The sequence below is a fragment of the Longimicrobiales bacterium genome, assembly GCA_035764935.1.
Taxonomy (GTDB): Bacteria; Gemmatimonadota; Gemmatimonadetes; order Longimicrobiales; family RSA9; genus DASTYK01.
Window position 1 is genome coordinate 21590 of sequence record DASTYK010000126.1, and the last position, 17743, is coordinate 39332.

Sequence of the window (17743 nt, forward strand, 5' to 3'; positions counted from 1 at the left end):
GGCATGCTCGTAATCGACGCATCGGCGATGGTGCAGGTACTTCTGCGAGGTGCAGGCGCGAACGCGATCGAGGAGCGGCTGTTCTCGGGCGAGTCGCTGCATGCTCCACATCTGCTGGACCTCGAGGTCGCGCAGGTTCTCCGCCGTTATCAGCTCGCCGGCGACCTGGATGATGCGCGTGGCGAGCTTGCGTTGGACCTGCACCGCGACTTCGCGATCCAGCGTTATCCGCACCACCTGTTTCTGAGTCGGGTGTGGCAGCTCCGTCGCAATGCGACGGCGTACGACGCCGTGTACCTCGCCCTGGCGGAGGCACTCGGCGCGACGCTGCTCACGCGTGATCGTCGTCTGGCGGGGGTGCCAGGCTGTGTGGCGGAGGTGGAAGTCGTATAGCGAAGGGCGGCGTCTACTCCCCCACCTTCAGCACCGCCAGAAACGCTTCCTGCGGAATCTCCACGCTGCCGACCTGCTTCATGCGCTTCTTCCCTTCCTTCTGCTTCTCGAGAAGTTTGCGCTTGCGGCTGATGTCGCCGCCGTAGCACTTGGCCGTGACGTTCTTGCGCATGGCGCGGATGGACTCGCGCGCGATGATCCGGCCGCCGATGGACGCCTGGATGGCGACCTCGAACATCTGCCGCGGGATCAGCTCGCGCAGCTTTTCCGCCATGGCGCGGCCCCACTCGTAGGCCTTGTCCTTGTGGATGATCACGCTGAAGGCATCGATCGAATCGCCGTTGATCATCATGTCGAGCTTGACCAGGTCGTTTGGTCGGTACTCGAGGAACTCCCAGTCGAGGGAGGCGTAGCCGCGCGTGCCGCTCTTCAGCTTGTCGTAGAAGTCGAGCACGATCTCGGCGAGGGGCAGCTCGTAGACGAACTCGACGCGCGTCTGGTCGAGGTAGTGCATCTCCCTGAACTCGCCGCGCCGCTCGTGACAGAGCTTCTGCACGTTGCCGATGTACTCGGAAGGCGCGACGATCCGTGCGCGCACGTACGGCTCGAGGATGTCGTCGATCCTGGTGCGATCGGGGAGCGCGCTGGGGTTCTCGATCGCGAGCCGTGAGCCGTCCGACATCTGCACGTGGTACTCCACGTTCGGCACGGTCGTGACGAGGTCGAGATCGAACTCGCGCTCGAGCCGTTCCTGCACGATCTCCATGTGCAGCAGGCCGAGGAAGCCGCAGCGGAAGCCGAAGCCGAGGGCGGTCGAGACTTCCGGCTCGTAGAAGAGTGACGCGTCGTTCAGCTTGAGCTTCTCGAGCGCGTCGCGCAGCTCCTCGTACTGGTCGGCGTCGCTCGGGTACAGGCCGCTGAACACCATCGGCTTGACTTCCTGGTAGCCGGGCAGCAGCTCCTCCGCGCGATTGTCGGCGTCGAGGACCGTATCACCGGAGCGCGTCTCGCTGACCCGCTTGATGCCGGCCAGCACATAGCCCACCTCGCCGGGACCGAGCTCCTCCGTGGGGAAGCGGCCGACGCGCAGGTAGCCGACCTCGTCGACCGGGTAGACGCCCTCGGCCGCGCCGAACGTGATCCGCAGGCCTTTTCTCAGCACGCCGTCCACGACGCGCACGGTCGGGATCGCGCCCTGGTAGCGGTCGTAGTACGAGTCGAAGACCAGGGCGCGCAGCGGCGCGTTGCGATCGCCCTGCGGCGGCGGAATGCGCTGCACCACGGCCTCGAGCAGGGCGTCGACGCCGGTGCCTTCCTTGGCGGAGACCGAGAGCACGTCGTCGGGATCGACGCCGAGCAACTCGACCAGCTCCTCGCGCCGGCGCTCGGGCTCCGCGCCGGGCAGATCGATCTTGTTCAGGACCGGGATGATCTCGAGACCGGCGTCGAGCGCGAGGAACAGGTTGGAGAGCGTCTGCGCCTGCACGCCCTGGCTGGCGTCGACCACGAGGATCGCGCCCTCGCAGGCCGCAAGGGAACGCGAGACCTCGTAGGTGAAGTCCACGTGGCCGGGCGTGTCGATCAGGTTCAGTTCGTACGTCTCGCCGTCGTTCGCGCGATGGAGCATGCGCACGGCGTGCAGCTTGATCGTGATGCCGCGCTCACGCTCGAGATCGAGGCTGTCGAGCACCTGCGCCGCCATCTCGCGCTGGGTGAACGTGGCCGTCTGCTCGAGCAGCCGGTCGGCCAGCGTCGACTTGCCGTGATCGATATGTGCGACGATACAGAAGTTTCGGATCCTGTCGAGCTGCACGCTGCGGCCCCCGGCACACGAACGGAAACGGTTGAATGACAGCCTTGAAGTATAGCGCGCCGGGGATTTCCGGGGCAGGGGTAGCGCTGTCCGTGGAGCTACGCGGCCAGGTAGCGCTGGACCTCCTGGAGCACACGGTGCGGGTCGCAGGGCTTGGAGAGGAAGCCGTCGACGCCTGCGTCACGGGCGCGGCGGCCCACGGCGCCGTAGGTGTGGGCGGTCATCATGACGATCGGGATCTTGCGCAGGACGGCATCACCCTTGAGCTCGGCGGCGATGTCCGCGCCGGTGCGACCTGGCAGCGAATGATCCAGGAGGATGAGGTCCGGAAGCTGTCGGCGCACGACTTCGAGCGCGCGCTCTCCGCTTTCCGCCGTCAGCACGCGATAGCCGTGATTCTCGAGATAGATGCGGTGGATTCCGAGCAGCTGGAGCTGATCGTCGACCAGGAGAATCGTCCTCATACTGCCAGTCCTGCCGAATGAGGCTGCGGCGATGGAATGAACGATGTTCCGGGGCAAGTCGAAAAATGCCACGTGGCGACGTCGTGATGCAAGGCTGCCGCGACGATCCGGAGGCGTTCGTACGCCGCGGTGCCGCAGAAAGGTCCGAGTGAGCGGACGCCGCTGAGGGTCGGGCGCGGACCGCGCGCGTGCTCGCCGCCAGCCTGTGCCCGGGGTTCGCGGGTGTGTCCGGACGGGGCGCACGTGGGCCGGCGGGTGCCGGCCCACGCGACGCGCGCGCGGCTAGTGCTGCGCGGAATCGGCGTGCTGGCGCCGACGCGTCAGGAACAGCGCCAGCCCTGACAGCACGACGAGTGCGACGATGCCGAAGATGACCGGCGTCGTATGGTGGTTCGAGAGTGCGTGCCCGAGCGAGTAGGGCACGAGCAGCAGCGCAATGGCTGCGAGCAGCACCAGAACGGAACGGATGAAGGTCATGCCGCCATGTCTCCTGTGTGGTACGACTACTGTGTGAGCTGCCGCACGCGCTCGAGACCTTCGTCGGTCCACTGCGGCGGCTGCGCGTCGTTGGCGACCGCGCTGGTCAGCCAGTAGACGAGGCGCGCAATCCGTGCGGCCTTGTCGGTATCGATCTTCTCGACATGATCAGTCGGCCGGTGGTAATCCTCGTGCACGCCGGCGAAGAAGAACAGGGCCGGGATCTCCCTGCGTGCGAAATTGAAGTGATCGCTGCGGAAGAAGAAGTTCTGCTCGGGCCAGATGTCCTCGGCGACCGTGAGTCCCAGGTCGGGCTGTGCGCCGGCGATCTGCTGAATGAGCGGACCGAGCGAGGAGAACTCCTGCCCGATGACGACGATGCTGTCCGGTGCGTTGCGGCCGATCATGTCGAGGTTGACGTTCGCGACGATCTGTTCGATCGGTACGGTCGGGTGGTCCGAGTACCAGCGCGAGCCCAGCAGCCCCTTTTCCTCGCCGCTCACGGCCAGGAACACGAGTGAGCGGCGCGGAGCGACGGGCAGTGCCGCGAACGCCTCAGCCACCTCGAGCATCCCGGCGGTTCCGGATGCGTCGTCGTCTGCCCCGTTGTAGATGGAATCACCGCTCGCGTCTGGCGCACCCACGCCGACATGATCGAAGTGCGCGCTGAGCACGATGTACGTGTCGCGCAGCAGCGAGTCGCTGCCGGGCAAAATCGCCGCGACGTTGGGCGGGCGGTGATCGGTGTCCCGGAACGGCGCCGTGATGGTTGCGGTCAGCCCGTCGATCGCAACCGGTGCCGAGGCGCTGCGGGCCTCGAGCGCGGCGAGGTCTGCGTTGGCGGCCCGGAACGCAGCAATGGCCCGCTCACGCCGAACGTATGCCACCGGCACCTCCGGCTGCAGGCCGCGGGTGCTCGCAGCGGCGCCGGCCTGCCGCGTGATGTCCTCTCCGGTCGCCGAGGGCCCAAGCACGACGAGCAGCCCGCGTGCGCCCGCCGCGCTTGCGATCGCGCGAGCGCGTGCGACCTGCGCGCGGAACGTCCGGTCGAACACGTCCGGCGCCGATATCGCCACGACATTGCCGCGCAGCGCGGCGCCGTGCTCGGGATCGAGCGTGGCTCCGCCGTAAACGACCTTGCTGGTGGCCGTCGCGGGCTGTCCGGGCGACGTGTACATGTCGGCGCCGTACGTGAGCGTCATGCGGGTGTCGCCCGCGCGCAGCTCGACGGCCGCCTGCGTCACGTCGAGGACGCGGGTGATGAAGGGGTAGCGCTGCAGGTATGTGCCGTTCTCCCCGCCCGGCTCGAGGCCCATGCGACGGAACTCGCTGGCGATGTAGGCCGCGGCCACCTCGAGCCCGGGGCTCGGCGTGTCGCGCCCGCGCAGCGCGTCGTCCGCGAGGAACGCGATGCGCGCGTAGATGTCGCCGGCCGTGATCGTCGCCTCCGCCTGATCGGCGGCGGAGGTCGGCCCGGCAGTGGGCGTCGCAGGCGCCGGCTGGCCGGCGCACGCCGCAGCGGCCGCCCCCAGCAGCAGGACTGCGAAACGTCTGACTCTCATGAACACTCCCGTGCGGAAAACCGGCGGGAAGATAGGAGGAACAGGCGGGAGTGACCAGTCGAGGGGCGGGGCGAATTGCCGCGCGTGCGGCGAGCGCCTACGTTCGCGCGATGCCTGACATCCCGCTGGTTCACGCGCGCGAGCGCGCCGACCTGCTCGACCCACGCGAGCTCGCCGCACTCGGCGGGCTCGAGTTCGTGGCTCGGGCCGTGGTCGAGGGCTTCATCGCGGGACTCCATCGCTCGCCGCATCGCGGCTTCTCGGTCGAGTTCGCAGAGCACCGGATGTACCAGCCGGGTGACGACCTGCGCTACGTCGACTGGCGGATGTTCGGCCGCTCCGACCGCTACTACATCAAGCAGTTCGAGGAGGAGACCAACCTCCGCTGCTATGTGCTGCTGGACACGAGCGCATCGATGGGGTGGACGTCGGGGAGCGGCCTCCCGTCGAAGCTCTGGTACGCACAGCAGCTCGCGGCGTCGCTCTCGCTGCTGCTGCTGCGCCAGGGGGACGCGGTCGGGCTGATCGGGTTCGACGACCTGGCACGCGTTCACATCGCACCGCGGGGCGGACAGCGACACTGGCACGAGCTGCTGCAGGCGCTGGAGCGGCTCGGCCCGTCCGGCCGGACGGAGGCGGGCAGCGCCTTGCGCGACGTGACCGGCCGCCTGCGACGGCGGGGCCTCGTCGTCCTGATCTCGGACCTGCTCGTCGACCAGGCAACGACGCGCCTTGCGCTGCAGTACCTGCGACATCGCGGGCACGAGGTGGTCGTCTTTCATCTCATCGATCCCGGCGAGCGCGAGCTGCCGCCTGGGATCGGCGATGCGCGCTTTGTCGATCCCGAGACCGGTGAGGAGCTGCCGGTCAGCGTCGCGGACCTGCGGCGCGAGTATCGCGACGCGGTGCAGCACGCGATCGAGGAATGGCGTGCCACGCTGCGACCGCAGGGCATCGACTACGAGGTGATCGACACGGATGCACCGCTTGCGCACGCGCTGCGCGCCTACCTGCACAAGCGAGAGCGGCTCGGCTGATGGGTGTCCTCGTACCCGCACTGCTGGCGCTCGCCGCGGCGGCCATTGTTCCGATCGTCCTGCACCTGCTCCAGCGACACCAGGGGCCTCGGGTGGTCTTCCCTGCCCTGCGCTACCTGCGACGGGCGGAAAAGGAGAGCGCCCGGCAGATCCGCCTGCGCCAGCTTCTGCTGCTTCTGCTTCGGGTGGCTGCGCTCCTTCTGCTGGCCGTTGCGGCGGCGCAGCCGTTCATCCGCGGCGCGGGCGCGAGCCACGAGCCGAGCGCCGTTGCCATCATCCTGGACAACTCGCTGAGCAGCGGGACCGTGAGCAATGACCGGCGCGTGCTCGACGTGCTGAAAGCGCACGCGCTGGAGACGCTGCTGCGTGCCGGCCCGGACGATCGCTTCTGGCTGCTGCGCGCCGGTGCGCCGTGGGAACCGGCCCTGCCCGGCGACGCGGAGACGACGGCGGCGCGCGTGCGGGAAACGGAGCCGACCGCGGCAGCGAGCGACCTCGCGGCTGCCGTCGCGCACGCGGCGGCGCTGCTCGCCACGGGCGCGGAAGGCCGGGCGCGGGAGATCCAGATTCTCAGTGACGCACAGGAGAGTGCATTCCGCGGCGCGGTCGACCGACTCGACGACGAGCTCGAGGTCGTCATCCTGGCGCCGGGAAACGCGCCGCCGAACCGCGGCGTCGCGGACGTGGAGATCGGCGGCGGCCTCGCGCCCGTCGAGGGACAGCGCAGCACCGTCGCCGTCGCGATCGCAGGCAGCGGCAGCGACACGGTCGGCGTGCGACTGTCGCTGGACGGGCGGACGATCGCTGCCGGCAGCGCGCCGGTGGGCAGCAGCGCCGTGCTGCCCCTGCCGGCGCGACGTGCCGGCGTCGCGGCGGGCCACGTGGAGATCGACGCCGACGCACTGCGCGGCGACGATCGGCGCTACATCGCGATGCACATCGAGCCGCCACCGTCCGTGCGGTACGCGGGCACGAACGAGTTCATCCGCGACGCGCTCGATGTGCTCGCGGACGCGGGGCGGATCCGCCGCGAGGGCGGACGCGCAGACGTCTCCCTGCTGCCTTCGGCTGCTGGCATCGACGCACTCCCTGCCGCGACTGCCGCGGTCGTGCTCCCGCCGGAGTCGCCCCTGGAACTGCCGGCCCTGAACCGGCGGCTCGCAAGCGCGCAGATCCCGTGGCGCTACGAACCGCGAACGGGCAGCGGCGAGGCCCGCATTGCAGCGACGCAGGGAGCGGACGACCTGATGCGCCCGCTGGAGCGTGTCCGCATCCGCTCGTGGTACGCGCTGCAGCGCGCGGGTACCGGCGCGGACACGGTGCTGATCACGATGGCGGATGGTGCACCCTGGGCCGTGCGCGGCATGCGCGGCGGCGGCGGCGTCTACGTGCTGCTGTCGACGCCGCTCGAGGAGACCGCGAGCACGATCCCGACCTCGCCTGCAATGCTGCCGCTGATGGATCGTGTCACCGGCACCTGGAGCGCGACCACGGCGGCATCGCCAGTGGTTGCACCGGGGGAGAGCGTGGCCCTCCCGGACGCTGCGGACGCGCTGCTGCTGCCGGACGGAACGCGCGAGCCGGTTACCGGCGGCTCGTCGTTCCGGGGCGCGAATGAACCCGGTGTGTATCACGTACTTGCAGGCCCCGACACCCTCACGGCATTTGCCGTGAATCCGCCCCCGGCGGAATCCGATCTGACCCGGCTCGATGAGGACGAGCTGCGCGGCTGGATCGACGGCGCATCGGTTGCCGTCCCGGATGCGGACGACTGGGCGCGGACCGTGTTCCGACACCGCCTGGGCGCCGAGTCGTGGCGGCCCTTCGCGCTGCTCGCACTGCTGCTCCTGCTCGTCGAGCCGCTGCTCGCTGCGAGCGGGCGGGTGACGGGCACGCGCGGCACGGGCACTGCACGTCGCACGAGCATGAACAGACCATCCCCTGTCACTGACTGATGCACCGCGCGCTGATCGATGCCATGCGCAGCCAGCCGGCGTTTGCCGCGCTGCGCGACTGTCTTCCCGCACCTGCAAGCACCTGCACGCTGAGCGGCCTGGCCGGCTCGGCGCCGTCGCTGCTGATCGCCGCCCTGGCGGATGCCCTGCCCCAGCGGATCTGGGTGGTGGTCACACACACCCCGGGTGATGCCGAGGCGCTGGAAGCGGACCTGCATTCGCTGTACGACGCCGGGCGCGTAACACTCTACCCGCAGCGGGAAACGCTGCCGTATGAAGCCACCGAGCACCACGTCGAGGTGAGCGGCCTGCGCGTCGAGGCGATCGAGGCGCTGCTGGCGGGACGCGTGCGCGTGCTGATCACGACGGGCCGGGCGCTCCAGGAGCGGGCCGAGCTTCCGAGCGGCCTGGCCGAGTTGCGCACCACGCTCAGCGTGGGCGACGAGATCCGGCTGCAGGAGCTGGCCGAGCGGCTGGACGAGCTGGGCTTCGAGCGGACGCCGCTGGTGGAAGGCGTGGGCGAGTACGCGCTCCGCGGCGGAATCCTCGACCTGTTCGGCTTCGGCGCGCCCGAGCCGGTCCGCATCGAGATGTGGGGTGACGAGATCGCGTCGATTCGCAGCTTCGACGTGCTCGATCAGCGTTCGACCGGCACACTCCAGCAGATCGACGTCCTTCCCGTGGACCTGCGCATGCCTGCGGACGACCCATCCGCCGGTGTTCGCCGTTCGTTGCTCGACATCCTGCCGCGCGATGCGTTCTTCGTCGAGATGGCGGGTGCATCGGCGGAAGAGGAATTCACGAAAACGTGGACGCAGGTGCTGCACCTGCACGAGTCCTCCCGCAGGCGCGGCGGCGAGCCGGAAGCCCCGCAGATGCTTTTTCTGGATCCGGTCACGGCCACCGAGCGGTACCGCGCATTCGGCCGGATCCGCATGGACGGTGGTGCAGCAACGGTCCGCTTCGACGTGCGGGAGCCGGAGCCGATCGACCGCGACATCGAGACGCTGCAGTCGCTGCTGCGCGCGGGCGCCGCGCGTGGCGAAGAGACGCACATCCTGTGCGACAACGCGGGTCAGCTGGAGCGACTGGAAGAGCTGCTCGGCGGGCGCAACAGCATCCCGCCGGAGGCGACGCTGGCGCTCGGTGCGATTGCGCACGGCTTCGTGCTCGAGGGCGCGGAGCCGCCGGTCCGTGTGCTCACTGACCACGAAATCTTCCAGCGCGACCGGCGGCTGCGCCGCACGCGTCGCTTCCGCGGCGCGGTTGCGCTGGAGTCGCTGTCGCAGCTCAACCCCGGCGACTTCATCGTCCACCTGGATCATGGCATCGGGCGCTTCACGGGACTGCAGCGCGTGAAGATCGGCGACGAGGAGATCGAGTCGCTGGCGATCGAGTACGCGAGCGGCGAGACGCTGCGCGTGCCGGTGTACCGCCTGGACCTGATCGAGAGGTGGGTCCCGGATCGGGAGGATGGCGCGCCGCCGAAGCTGCACAAGATCGGTGGCAAGGCGTGGACGTCGCTCAAGAGGAAGACGCAGCAGGCCATCCAGGAGATGGCGGCCGAGCTGCTGCGGCTCTATGCGATGCGGCAGGAGGCCGAGCGACCGCCCTACCCGCCGGACACGCGCTGGCAGAAGGAGATGGAGTCGAGCTTCCTCTACGAGGACACGCCCGACCAGCGTGACGCCACCGCGGACGTGAAGCGTGACATGGAGTCGCGTCACCCGATGGACCGGCTGGTCTGCGGCGACGTCGGCTACGGCAAGACGGAGATCGCAGTGCGGGCCGCGTTCAAGGCTGCCCAGGACGGCCGGCAGGTGGCAGTGCTCGCGCCCACCACGATCCTGGTGGAGCAGCACCTCAAGACCTTCCAGGAACGACTCGCCGGCTATCCCATCCGGGTGGAGGGCCTCTCGCGCTTCCGCAACGCGAAGGAACAGGGCGCCATCCTGGATGCCATCGCGAAGGGCACCGTCGACATCGTGATCGGTACGCACCGGCTGCTCGAGCCGGACGTGAAGTTCCGCAACCTCGGCATGCTGATCGTCGACGAGGAGCAGCGCTTCGGTGTGAAGCAGAAGGAGCGCTTCAAGGAGATGAAGCACAACGTCGACGTGCTGTCGCTCACCGCGACGCCGATCCCGCGCACCCTGCACTTCTCCCTGACCGGACTGCGCGACATGTCGCTGCTGCAGACACCGCCGCGCGACCGCATGCCGATCCTGACGCACGTGCTGCCCTGGGTGGACGAGGTGATCGAGGATTCGATCCACCGGGAGCTGGACCGGGGCGGCCAGGTGTTCTTCGTGCACAACCGGGTGCAGTCGCTGGCCGCCGTGGCGGAGCGCGTACGCCGCATCGTGCCGGATGCGACGGTCGACATCGCGCACGGGCAGATGACGCCGCACGAGCTGGATGACGTCATGCGGCGGTTTCTGTCGGGCGACGTGCGTGTGCTGGTGACGACGGCGATCATCGAGAACGGCCTCGACGTGCCGACTGCGAACACGCTGATCGTCGACCGGGCGGACATGTTCGGCCTGGCGCAGCTCTACCAGCTGCGCGGCCGCGTCGGTCGCTCGCATCACCGGGCGTACTGTTACCTGCTGATTCCGGAAGGCGTGAACGACGAGGCCGAGAAGCGGCTACGCATCCTGGAGCACTTCACGGAGCTGGGCAGCGGCTACGCGATCGCACTCAAGGACCTGGAGCTGCGCGGGGCCGGCAACATCCTGGGCGCGGACCAGTCGGGCTTCGTGCACGCGGTCGGCCTGGACACGTACACGCGCCTGCTCGAGGACACGATCCGCAAGCTGAAGAGCGGCGAGGCGGAGCAGGAGCCGGCCGCTACCGAAGTGCTGCTCGCCGGCTCCGCGTACCTTCCGGACGAGTACATCGCCGACGGCGCGCAGAAGCTCCACCTGTACCGGCGGCTGTCCCGGCTGGAGACCGTGGGGCAGGTGCAGGCGCTGGCGGAGGAGATCCGGGACCGCTACGGCCCGCCGCCGGAGGAGGTCGAGCGACTGGTTGCGGCCGCGCGGCTGCGCCTGGCCGGCACGGAGCTGGGCGTGGAGCGGATCCATGTCCAGGGCGACAGCGCGCGGGTGACCTTCCGCGCGGGCGTGGTTCCGCGCATTGCCGCACTGCAGCGCGCGTTCCACGACAACCAGGTCGACGTCGAAGTCAGGCGCTCGATGCCGCTGTCGATCGTGCTGCGACGGCGCGGCGCCCGCAGCATAACGGACACGCTGCTGACGGCGTTCGACGCACTCGCGGCGGACCGGGCACGGGCGGCCTGACCGTCCATTCCGCCCCGTGCCGGCGCTGGCGCTGATCGGCGGCTGCGACTAGGTTCGACGGGCTCTGGGGGCCAGCCCGCGGCGCGGGAAAGGCCAGGCAATTCCAAGGAGACAGGAATGAGGAAGCTCCTCTCGCTCGCCGCCGCGATCGTCGCGGTCGGCAGCTTCACGGCATGCGATGCACTCAACAGCGCGATGACGTCGCACACGGACGTCCTCGCGCGCGCCGGCGGCCACGAGCTGTCGGTCGACCAGGCGGTCGAGCTGCTGTCGCGCAATCCGCGCATGCCGGTACAGGCCGAGGTCGTCGAAGCGGTCGCGAACCTGTGGGTCGATTACACGGTGTTCGCGCTCGCAGCGTCCGAGGACTCGACGCTGGCGGGTATCCAGCTGGACGCGCTGCTCGAGCCGTGGCTCAACCAGGAGCTGGTCTGGGGGCTGCGCGAGAAGGTGATCGAGGTCGATACGGTGATCAGCGACTCGGTGCTGCAGGCGGAGTTCCAGCAGCGGCAGCCGAACGCACAGGTGCGCGCGCGTCACGTCCTGTTCCGGGTGCCGGAGAACGCGACGCAACAGCAGCGCGACAGCGTGATCGCGCTGGCCCGTTCGGTTCGCGAGCAGGCGGTGACGGGGTCGGACTTCGCCGAGCTCGCGCGTCAGCACAGCCAGGATCCCGGTACGGCCGCGCAGGGGGGTGACCTCGGCTTTTTCGGGCGTGGCCAGATGGTCGGCCCGTTCGAGGAAGCGGCGTTCTCGCTGGAGCCGGGGCAGATCAGTGACCTGGTCGAAACGCCGTACGGCTTCCACATCATCAAGGTCGAGGAGCGCCAGCTTCCGGATTTCGAGTCGAGCCGGGATGCGTTCCGCCAGCAGCTCATCATGGCGCGCACGTCGGAAGCGGAGGAGGCATACGTCAGCCGACTGACGGACTCGCTCAACATCGAGATCGAGGACGGCGCCATCGACGTCGCCAGGGATCTGGCGGCAAAGCCCGGTGAGAGCCTGAACCGCCGCGCCGCGAACCGGCCGCTGGCGTCGTATACGGGTGGGGCCTTCACCGCGGGCGAGTACCTCGACTTCATCCGGAGCCTGCCGTCGAACCAGCGCAGCCGGCTCGCGATGGCCGAGGACGAGGAGATCGAGAACCTGCTGCAGTTCTACACGCGCAACGAGATCCTGGTGGCAGAGGCACGCAAGCAGGGGGTCCAGACGGACTCGATGCAGGCGGACTCGCTGCAGGCCTCTGCGCGCGCACAGCTGCAGGAGGCCGCGCGCGCCGCGGGCCTGCTCGACATCCAGCCGCAGCAGGGCGAGACGATGGAGCAGGCGATCGACCGCAAGGTGATGGCGTACCTGCAGTCGATCCTCGAGGGGCAGCAGAACGTGCTCTCGCTGGGTCCACTCTCCTACACGCTGCGTTCCGCGTATGGCGGTGAGGTGTTCGAGCGTGCGTTCCCGGTGGTAGTCCAGCGCGTCGAGGCTGCGCGCCCGGCGGTACCGCAGCTGCCGCAACAGCAGCCGCAGCAGCCTGCGACGCCGCAGCCGGACTCGCCCGCCGCTCAGCCGTGAGCCGGAACCCGCTTCGGCGGCGGGGATATTACCGTGGCCGGCGCCGCAGGACGGCGCCGGCCGTTCCCGTTTTCAATGGACCACGGATGTCTGCAGTTCGCACGCTCATGCGAGTACTGACCGCTGTCGCCGCACTCCTGGTGCTGCCGCTGACCGCCCACGCGCAGCAGCAGGAGCGCGTCGGCTTCGTGGTCGCGGTCGTGGGTGACAGTGTCATCCTGAATTACGACATCGAGGAAGACGTTTTCCGCACGGTGGCGCAGTCGCAGCAGCCACCGCCGCAGGGGGCAGCACTCGAGCGCCTGCGCCGCCAGCTCCTCGAGAGCCGCATCGACCAGCTCGTGATCCTGCAGGCAGCGGCTCGCGACACGTCGATCCGCGTGGACCAGAGCACGGTCGACGGCGCGGTGCAGCAGGAGGTTCAGCGGCGGCAGCGTGCGCTCGGCGGCCCGGAGCAGCTCGAGGCAGCACTCCGGCAGAGCGGCCTCTCGATGGTCGAGTTCCGCAACCAGCTCACGCAGCAGATCCGTCGCGAACGGCTGATCCAGGCGTACGTGCAGCGCCAGCAGCAGTCGCGGCGGCCGCCGCCGATCACCGAGGCGGAGATGGAGCGCTATCTCGCAGAGAACCGCGAGCGACTGGGCGAGCGGCCGGCGACCGTGATCTTCGAGCAGGTCGTCGTGCCCGTGACGCCGTCGGACTCGGCGCTGGGGCGTGCGCGGGCCAAGGCCGACTCCATCTATGCGCTCGTCGTGAGCGGCGATGAGGAGTTCGAGACCCTCGCACGGCGCTTCAGCGACGACCCGGGCACGCGTGAGCTGGGCGGCGATCTCGGCTATTTCCGCGAAGGCGTGATGGTGCGGGAGTTCTCCAACGCGGCCTTCGCGATGCGGCCGGGACAGGTCAGCCCGCCGATCCGCACGAGCTTCGGCTATCACATCATCCGGCTCGAGCGGATTCGCGGCGCAGAGCGGCAGGCGCGTCACATCCTGATCCGGCCGGAGATCACGGAAGCGGACGCCCAGCGTGCCCGCGCTCTCGCGGACAGCATTGTCGTGCAGCTGCGCAGCGGCGCCGACATCGACAGCCTGATCGCCCGGCACGGTGACCGCGACGAGCAGGCGCGCATCGGCCCCATCGTTCGCGACCAGCTGCCCGAGCCGTACCTGACCGCACTCGCGACGTCGCACACGGGTGAGATCGTCGGCCCGCTGCCGATCGGTGAGGCGACACAACAGAAATGGGCGGTCGTGCAGGTGGTGAACGTACAGCAGAGCGGGGAGTACACGCTCGACGACGCGTACGTCCGGGCCCAGATCCGGCGGCTGCTCGAGCAGGAGAAGCTGCTCGAAGAGATTGTCGAGGAATTGCGCCGTCGCACTTACATCGACGTGCGCGTGAGCTGATTTTCGAAGACATGGCGGCGCGACGGCTTGCGGTCACTCTGGGTGATCCGCGTGGGGTCGGTCCCGAAGTCGCCCGCGCCGCACTGCTCGCACTCGCGGGAGAGCGCGACGTCCCGGAGCTGCTGCTCGTAGGTCCTTCGGGGGTTCTGCCAGATACCACTCTGCCACTGCACACGACCGGCGCATGGCGTGAGGGCGACGACGCGGCAGCGGCCGGCGCCCACGCCGGTCTCGCGATCGAAACCGCCGTGCGGCTCGTGCAGGACGGACAGGTCCACGGCATCGTAACGGCGCCGATCGACAAGAGCGCGCTGCACGCCGCGGGCTACGAGTATCCCGGGCACACCGAGATGCTCGCCGCGCTCGCAGGGGACGTCGACGTGGCGATGATGATGGCCGCCGAGACCACAGCGCTCGGAGGAGCGCTGCGGGTGGTGCTGGCCACGACGCATCACGCGCTGCGCGATGTACCGCGCCTGTTCACCGAGGACGTGCTCGTCACGCAGACGCGAATCACGTATGTTGCGCTGCAGCGGCAGTGGGGGCTCGCATTCCCCCGTATCGCCCTGTGCGCGTTCAACCCCCACGCGTCGGACCAGGGTCTCTTCGGGGACGAAGAATCCCGCATCTATGGACCCGCGCTGCGGCGGCTGCACGCGCTGGGCATGCCGGCAGTCGGACCGATGCCCGCCGATACCGTGTTCACGCGCGCGCTGCGCGGCGAGTTCGACGCGGTGATCGCGCCGTACCATGACGTCGGCATGGCCGCGTTCAAGACTGCATCCTTCGGACACGGAGTGAACGTGACGCTGGGTTTGCCCTTTGTGCGCACATCACCGGATCACGGCACGGCGTTCGACATCGCCGGGCGCGGTGTTGCCGACCCGTCCTCCATGATCGAGGCGATCCGGCTCGCGGCGCGGCTCGTGGCCCGGGCCGGGGCGACACGATGATCCGGGTCGAGCACGTCACGAAACAGTACCCGCGCGGCGGCGTGGCGCTGGACGAGGTCACACTGGAGATCCGCAAGGGCGAGTTCGTGTTCCTCACGGGCCACAGCGGTGCGGGCAAGTCGACGCTGCTGCGGCTGATTCACATGGCGGAGCGGCCGACGAGCGGTGAAGTCCGCGTGAGCGGCTACTCGTCGTCGTCCATCCGGCCACGCGAGATCGCGATCCTGCGCCGCAAGATCGGCTACGTCTTCCAGGACTTCCGCCTGCTTGCCGACCGCACGGCTGCGGAGAACATCGCGTTCGCGCTGGAGGTCACGGGCGCACGGGAGAACGTGAAGCGTTCCAAGGTGGGCCGGCTCCTCGCCCAGGTCGGGCTCGCGTCCAAATCGGAGGCGATACCCGCCGAGCTCTCCGGCGGCGAGCAGCAGCGTGTGGCGGTGGCGCGCGCACTGGTCAACGATCCGCTGGTGCTGCTTGCGGACGAAGCGACGGGGAACCTGGACGAGCGCGCGACGCGCGGCATCTTCGAGCTGTTCCGCTCCATCAACGCCAGCGGCACGGCCGTGGTGTTCGCGACGCACGACCTGGAGCTGGTGCGCGAGAACCCCGGCACACGCGTCATCGAGCTGGACCAGGGTCGCGTTGTATTCGACAGTGCTGCGGAGCCGGTAGAGTGATGCCATACGCGCTGCGTGAAGCTGCCAACGCGTTCCGCCGGTCGCCTCTGCTGATCGGGCTGTCTGCGCTGATGATCGCGATTTCCCTGTTCGTCGTCGGGCTGTTCGGCCTGGCCGCCTACAATATCCGGCTCGTGATCGAGGACGTGGAGGCACGCGTCGAAATCGTCGCCTACCTACGCGACGACGCGTCGCCTGCCGACGTCCGCCTGGCGGAGACCGACATCCGCGCGTTCCCGGAGGTCCGGGACGTACGCCACATCTCGCGCGAGCAGGCGCTGATCATTGCGCGCAACGAGCTCCCGGAGTTCGCCGCGCTGTTCGGAGACCTGGAGGGCAATCCCCTGCCCGCCTCCCTCGAGATCGCGCTCCGCCCCCATCAGCAGGGACCCGCTGCCATCGCCGCCGTCGCTGACCGCATTCGGCTCTATCCCGTGGTCGAAGACGTGACATACGGCCAGGAGTGGCTCGACACGGTGTACCTGCTGCGCCGCGTTGCGGCGGTGACCACTGCCGTCCTCGGCTCCGCCTTTGCCGCCGTCGCCGCCCTGATCATTGCATCCGCGATCCGGCTCGCGATCTTCGCGCGCCGCGACGAGATCTCGATCATGCGACTCGTCGGCGCGACCGACGGCTTCATCCGCCGTCCCTTTGTGCTGGAGGGCATGCTCACCGGCGTGCTCGGCGCCCTGCTCGCGCTGCTGCTGACCTGGGGCGCATTCCGGGTGCTCTCCCGATCGGTGTTCGACCTCGACTGGCTGCCCCCTCACTGGGTGCTTGCCGGCGTGATCGCGGGCACGATCTTCGGCGCCGCGGCGAGCATGCTCGCCGTGCGACATCACCTGCGCGACGTGTGATGCGGTTCGGGCGTTGCCTGCTGCTGCTCGTCGTCCTGTTGCCGGTTGCGGTGCCCCGTGCTGCGCGGGCACAGGTGCAGGAGCTGCGCGCCAGTGAAGCCAAGCTGGACTCCATCCGGCAGGAGCAGGATCGGCTGCAACAGGAGCTGCAGACGCTGCGCTCGCGCGTCCGCGATGCATCCGACGAGCTGACCAACATCGCCCGCCAGCGGGAAGCATCTGCGAGCGCACTGCTCGAGCTCGACTACCAGACGCAGCTTCTCGACGAGAGCGCCGACAGCCTGGAACAGCAGCTCGCAAGCACGCAGGCGCAGGTGCGGCACCGCACGGGCCAGCTTGGGCGACGGCTGCGTTCGATCTACAAGCGAGGCCCGCTGCACTCGGTGCGCGTGCTGCTCACCGCTGAAAGCTTTGCGGACCTGATCAACCGCTACCGCTATCTCCACATACTCGCGCGGCGCGACCGTGCGATGATCGAGGAGGTGAGGGGACTCGAGCGCTCCCTCGTCGCTCAGAACCGCACACTGCAGGAGACGCTGCAGCAGATCGAGCTGCTGCGTTCGCAGAAGGAAGCGGAGGTCGCCGAGCTGGAGCGGCTCGAACAGCAAAGCGAAAGCGCGCTCCGGCAGTACCGCAACGCGCAGACACGGACGGAGAGCCGGCTGGAGCGACTCGCCGAGGACGAGCGAGCCATGACATCGCTGATCGCGCGGCTCGAGCGCGAGCGCGTCGAACGGGAACGCGCAGAGGCGAACCGGAACCGCGGCGGCTCCCGGACCGGAGCTCCGGTGGCCGATGCCCCCGCATCCATCGGGACGCGCGACCTCGGCACCCTCGCCTGGCCGGTCGACGGCCGCATCATCTACCGCTTCGGCCCGGAACGGCGGCCGAATGGCGTCGTGCTGCGCAACCAGGGAATCGGCATCGCGACAGCGGCCGGCACTCCGGTGCGGGCGGTCGAGACCGGCACCGTCGTGCTCGCCCGTCCGTTCGAAGGGTATGGCCCGACCGTGATGGTGAGCCACGGCGGCGGCTACTACACGCTCTACCTGTACCTCGGCCGTATCGACGTGGCGGAAGGCCAGACGGTAGCCGCGGGAGCCACGGTGGGAACCGTCGGTGGCGAGCAGACGCCGGAAGGCGCTCACATCGAGTTCCAGGTGCGCGCGCCGGTGCGCACCGGCGTACCGGAGGCGGTCGATCCGCTGCGCTGGCTGCGGGAGCGGGCGGGCTCATGAACGTTTGTACCGGGATGATGATTTTGGCTCGATACGCGCT

The 17743-nt window shown here is 69.1% G+C and carries 14 protein-coding genes; 10 read left to right on the top strand and 4 right to left on the bottom strand.

The window, feature by feature from the left end; translation table 11 throughout:
• Positions 1–3 precede the first annotated feature (3 nt).
• Positions 4–393, top strand: coding sequence for a type II toxin-antitoxin system VapC family toxin (locus VFU06_10070; GenBank protein HEU5209749.1), 390 nt, complete (start codon positions 4–6; stop codon positions 391–393).
• A gap of 13 nt (positions 394–406) precedes the next feature.
• On the opposite strand, the gene lepA is transcribed toward VFU06_10070, so the two are convergent.
• The 4 genes from lepA to VFU06_10090 form a co-directional block, all read right to left on the bottom strand.
• Positions 407–2206 (bottom strand): translation elongation factor 4, encoded by a 1800-nt coding sequence (lepA, locus tag VFU06_10075; protein ID HEU5209750.1) that lies wholly within the window; start codon positions 2204–2206, stop codon positions 407–409.
• A 98-nt stretch (positions 2207–2304) separates the two neighbouring features.
• Positions 2305–2670: a response regulator gene (locus VFU06_10080; protein HEU5209751.1), complete on the bottom strand. Its 366-nt coding sequence runs from the start codon at positions 2668–2670 to the stop codon at positions 2305–2307.
• 282 nt (positions 2671–2952) lie between these two features.
• Positions 2953–3147 (bottom strand): LPXTG cell wall anchor domain-containing protein, encoded by a 195-nt coding sequence (locus VFU06_10085; protein ID HEU5209752.1) that lies wholly within the window; start codon positions 3145–3147, stop codon positions 2953–2955.
• 26 nt (positions 3148–3173) lie between these two features.
• Positions 3174–4709 (bottom strand): M20/M25/M40 family metallo-hydrolase, encoded by a 1536-nt coding sequence (locus VFU06_10090; GenBank protein ID HEU5209753.1) that lies wholly within the window; start codon positions 4707–4709, stop codon positions 3174–3176.
• Positions 4710–4759: 50 nt separating this feature from the next.
• Between VFU06_10090 and VFU06_10095 the strand changes: the two genes are divergently transcribed.
• From VFU06_10095 to VFU06_10135, 9 genes are all read left to right on the top strand, one after another.
• Positions 4760–5746 carry a DUF58 domain-containing protein gene (locus tag VFU06_10095; protein ID HEU5209754.1) on the top strand — a complete coding sequence of 329 codons (987 nt, stop codon included), beginning with the start codon at positions 4760–4762 and terminating at the stop codon, positions 5744–5746.
• Entirely contained in the window at positions 5746–7701 is a 1956-nt protein-coding gene (locus VFU06_10100) for a BatA domain-containing protein (GenBank protein HEU5209755.1), read from the top strand. Before VFU06_10095 ends, VFU06_10100 begins: the two co-directional genes overlap by 1 nt.
• Positions 7701–11003 carry a transcription-repair coupling factor gene (gene mfd, locus VFU06_10105; protein ID HEU5209756.1) on the top strand — a complete coding sequence of 1101 codons (3303 nt, stop codon included), beginning with the start codon at positions 7701–7703 and terminating at the stop codon, positions 11001–11003. Before VFU06_10100 ends, mfd begins: the two co-directional genes overlap by 1 nt.
• Before the next feature lie 117 nt (positions 11004–11120).
• Positions 11121–12572, top strand: a complete 1452-nt coding sequence (locus VFU06_10110; GenBank protein ID HEU5209757.1) for a peptidylprolyl isomerase — start codon at positions 11121–11123, stop codon at positions 12570–12572.
• 86 nt (positions 12573–12658) lie between these two features.
• Entirely contained in the window at positions 12659–13978 is a 1320-nt protein-coding gene (locus VFU06_10115) for a peptidylprolyl isomerase (protein ID HEU5209758.1), read from the top strand.
• Between the two features lie 11 nt (positions 13979–13989).
• A complete protein-coding gene (pdxA, locus tag VFU06_10120; GenBank protein ID HEU5209759.1) occupies positions 13990–14931 on the top strand; it encodes a 4-hydroxythreonine-4-phosphate dehydrogenase PdxA in 942 nt (313 codons plus the stop codon).
• The gene (gene ftsE / locus VFU06_10125) at positions 14928–15608 is read left to right on the top strand and encodes a cell division ATP-binding protein FtsE (protein HEU5209760.1); all 681 of its coding nucleotides are present in this window, start codon (positions 14928–14930) and stop codon (positions 15606–15608) included. Before pdxA ends, ftsE begins: the two co-directional genes overlap by 4 nt.
• Positions 15608–16465, top strand: a complete 858-nt coding sequence (locus VFU06_10130) for a permease-like cell division protein FtsX (GenBank protein HEU5209761.1) — start codon at positions 15608–15610, stop codon at positions 16463–16465. Before ftsE ends, VFU06_10130 begins: the two co-directional genes overlap by 1 nt.
• On the top strand, positions 16465–17703 hold the full coding sequence (locus VFU06_10135) for a peptidoglycan DD-metalloendopeptidase family protein (GenBank protein HEU5209762.1): 1239 nt from the start codon (positions 16465–16467) through the stop codon (positions 17701–17703). Before VFU06_10130 ends, VFU06_10135 begins: the two co-directional genes overlap by 1 nt.
• The last annotated feature ends 40 nt before the right edge of the window (positions 17704–17743 follow it).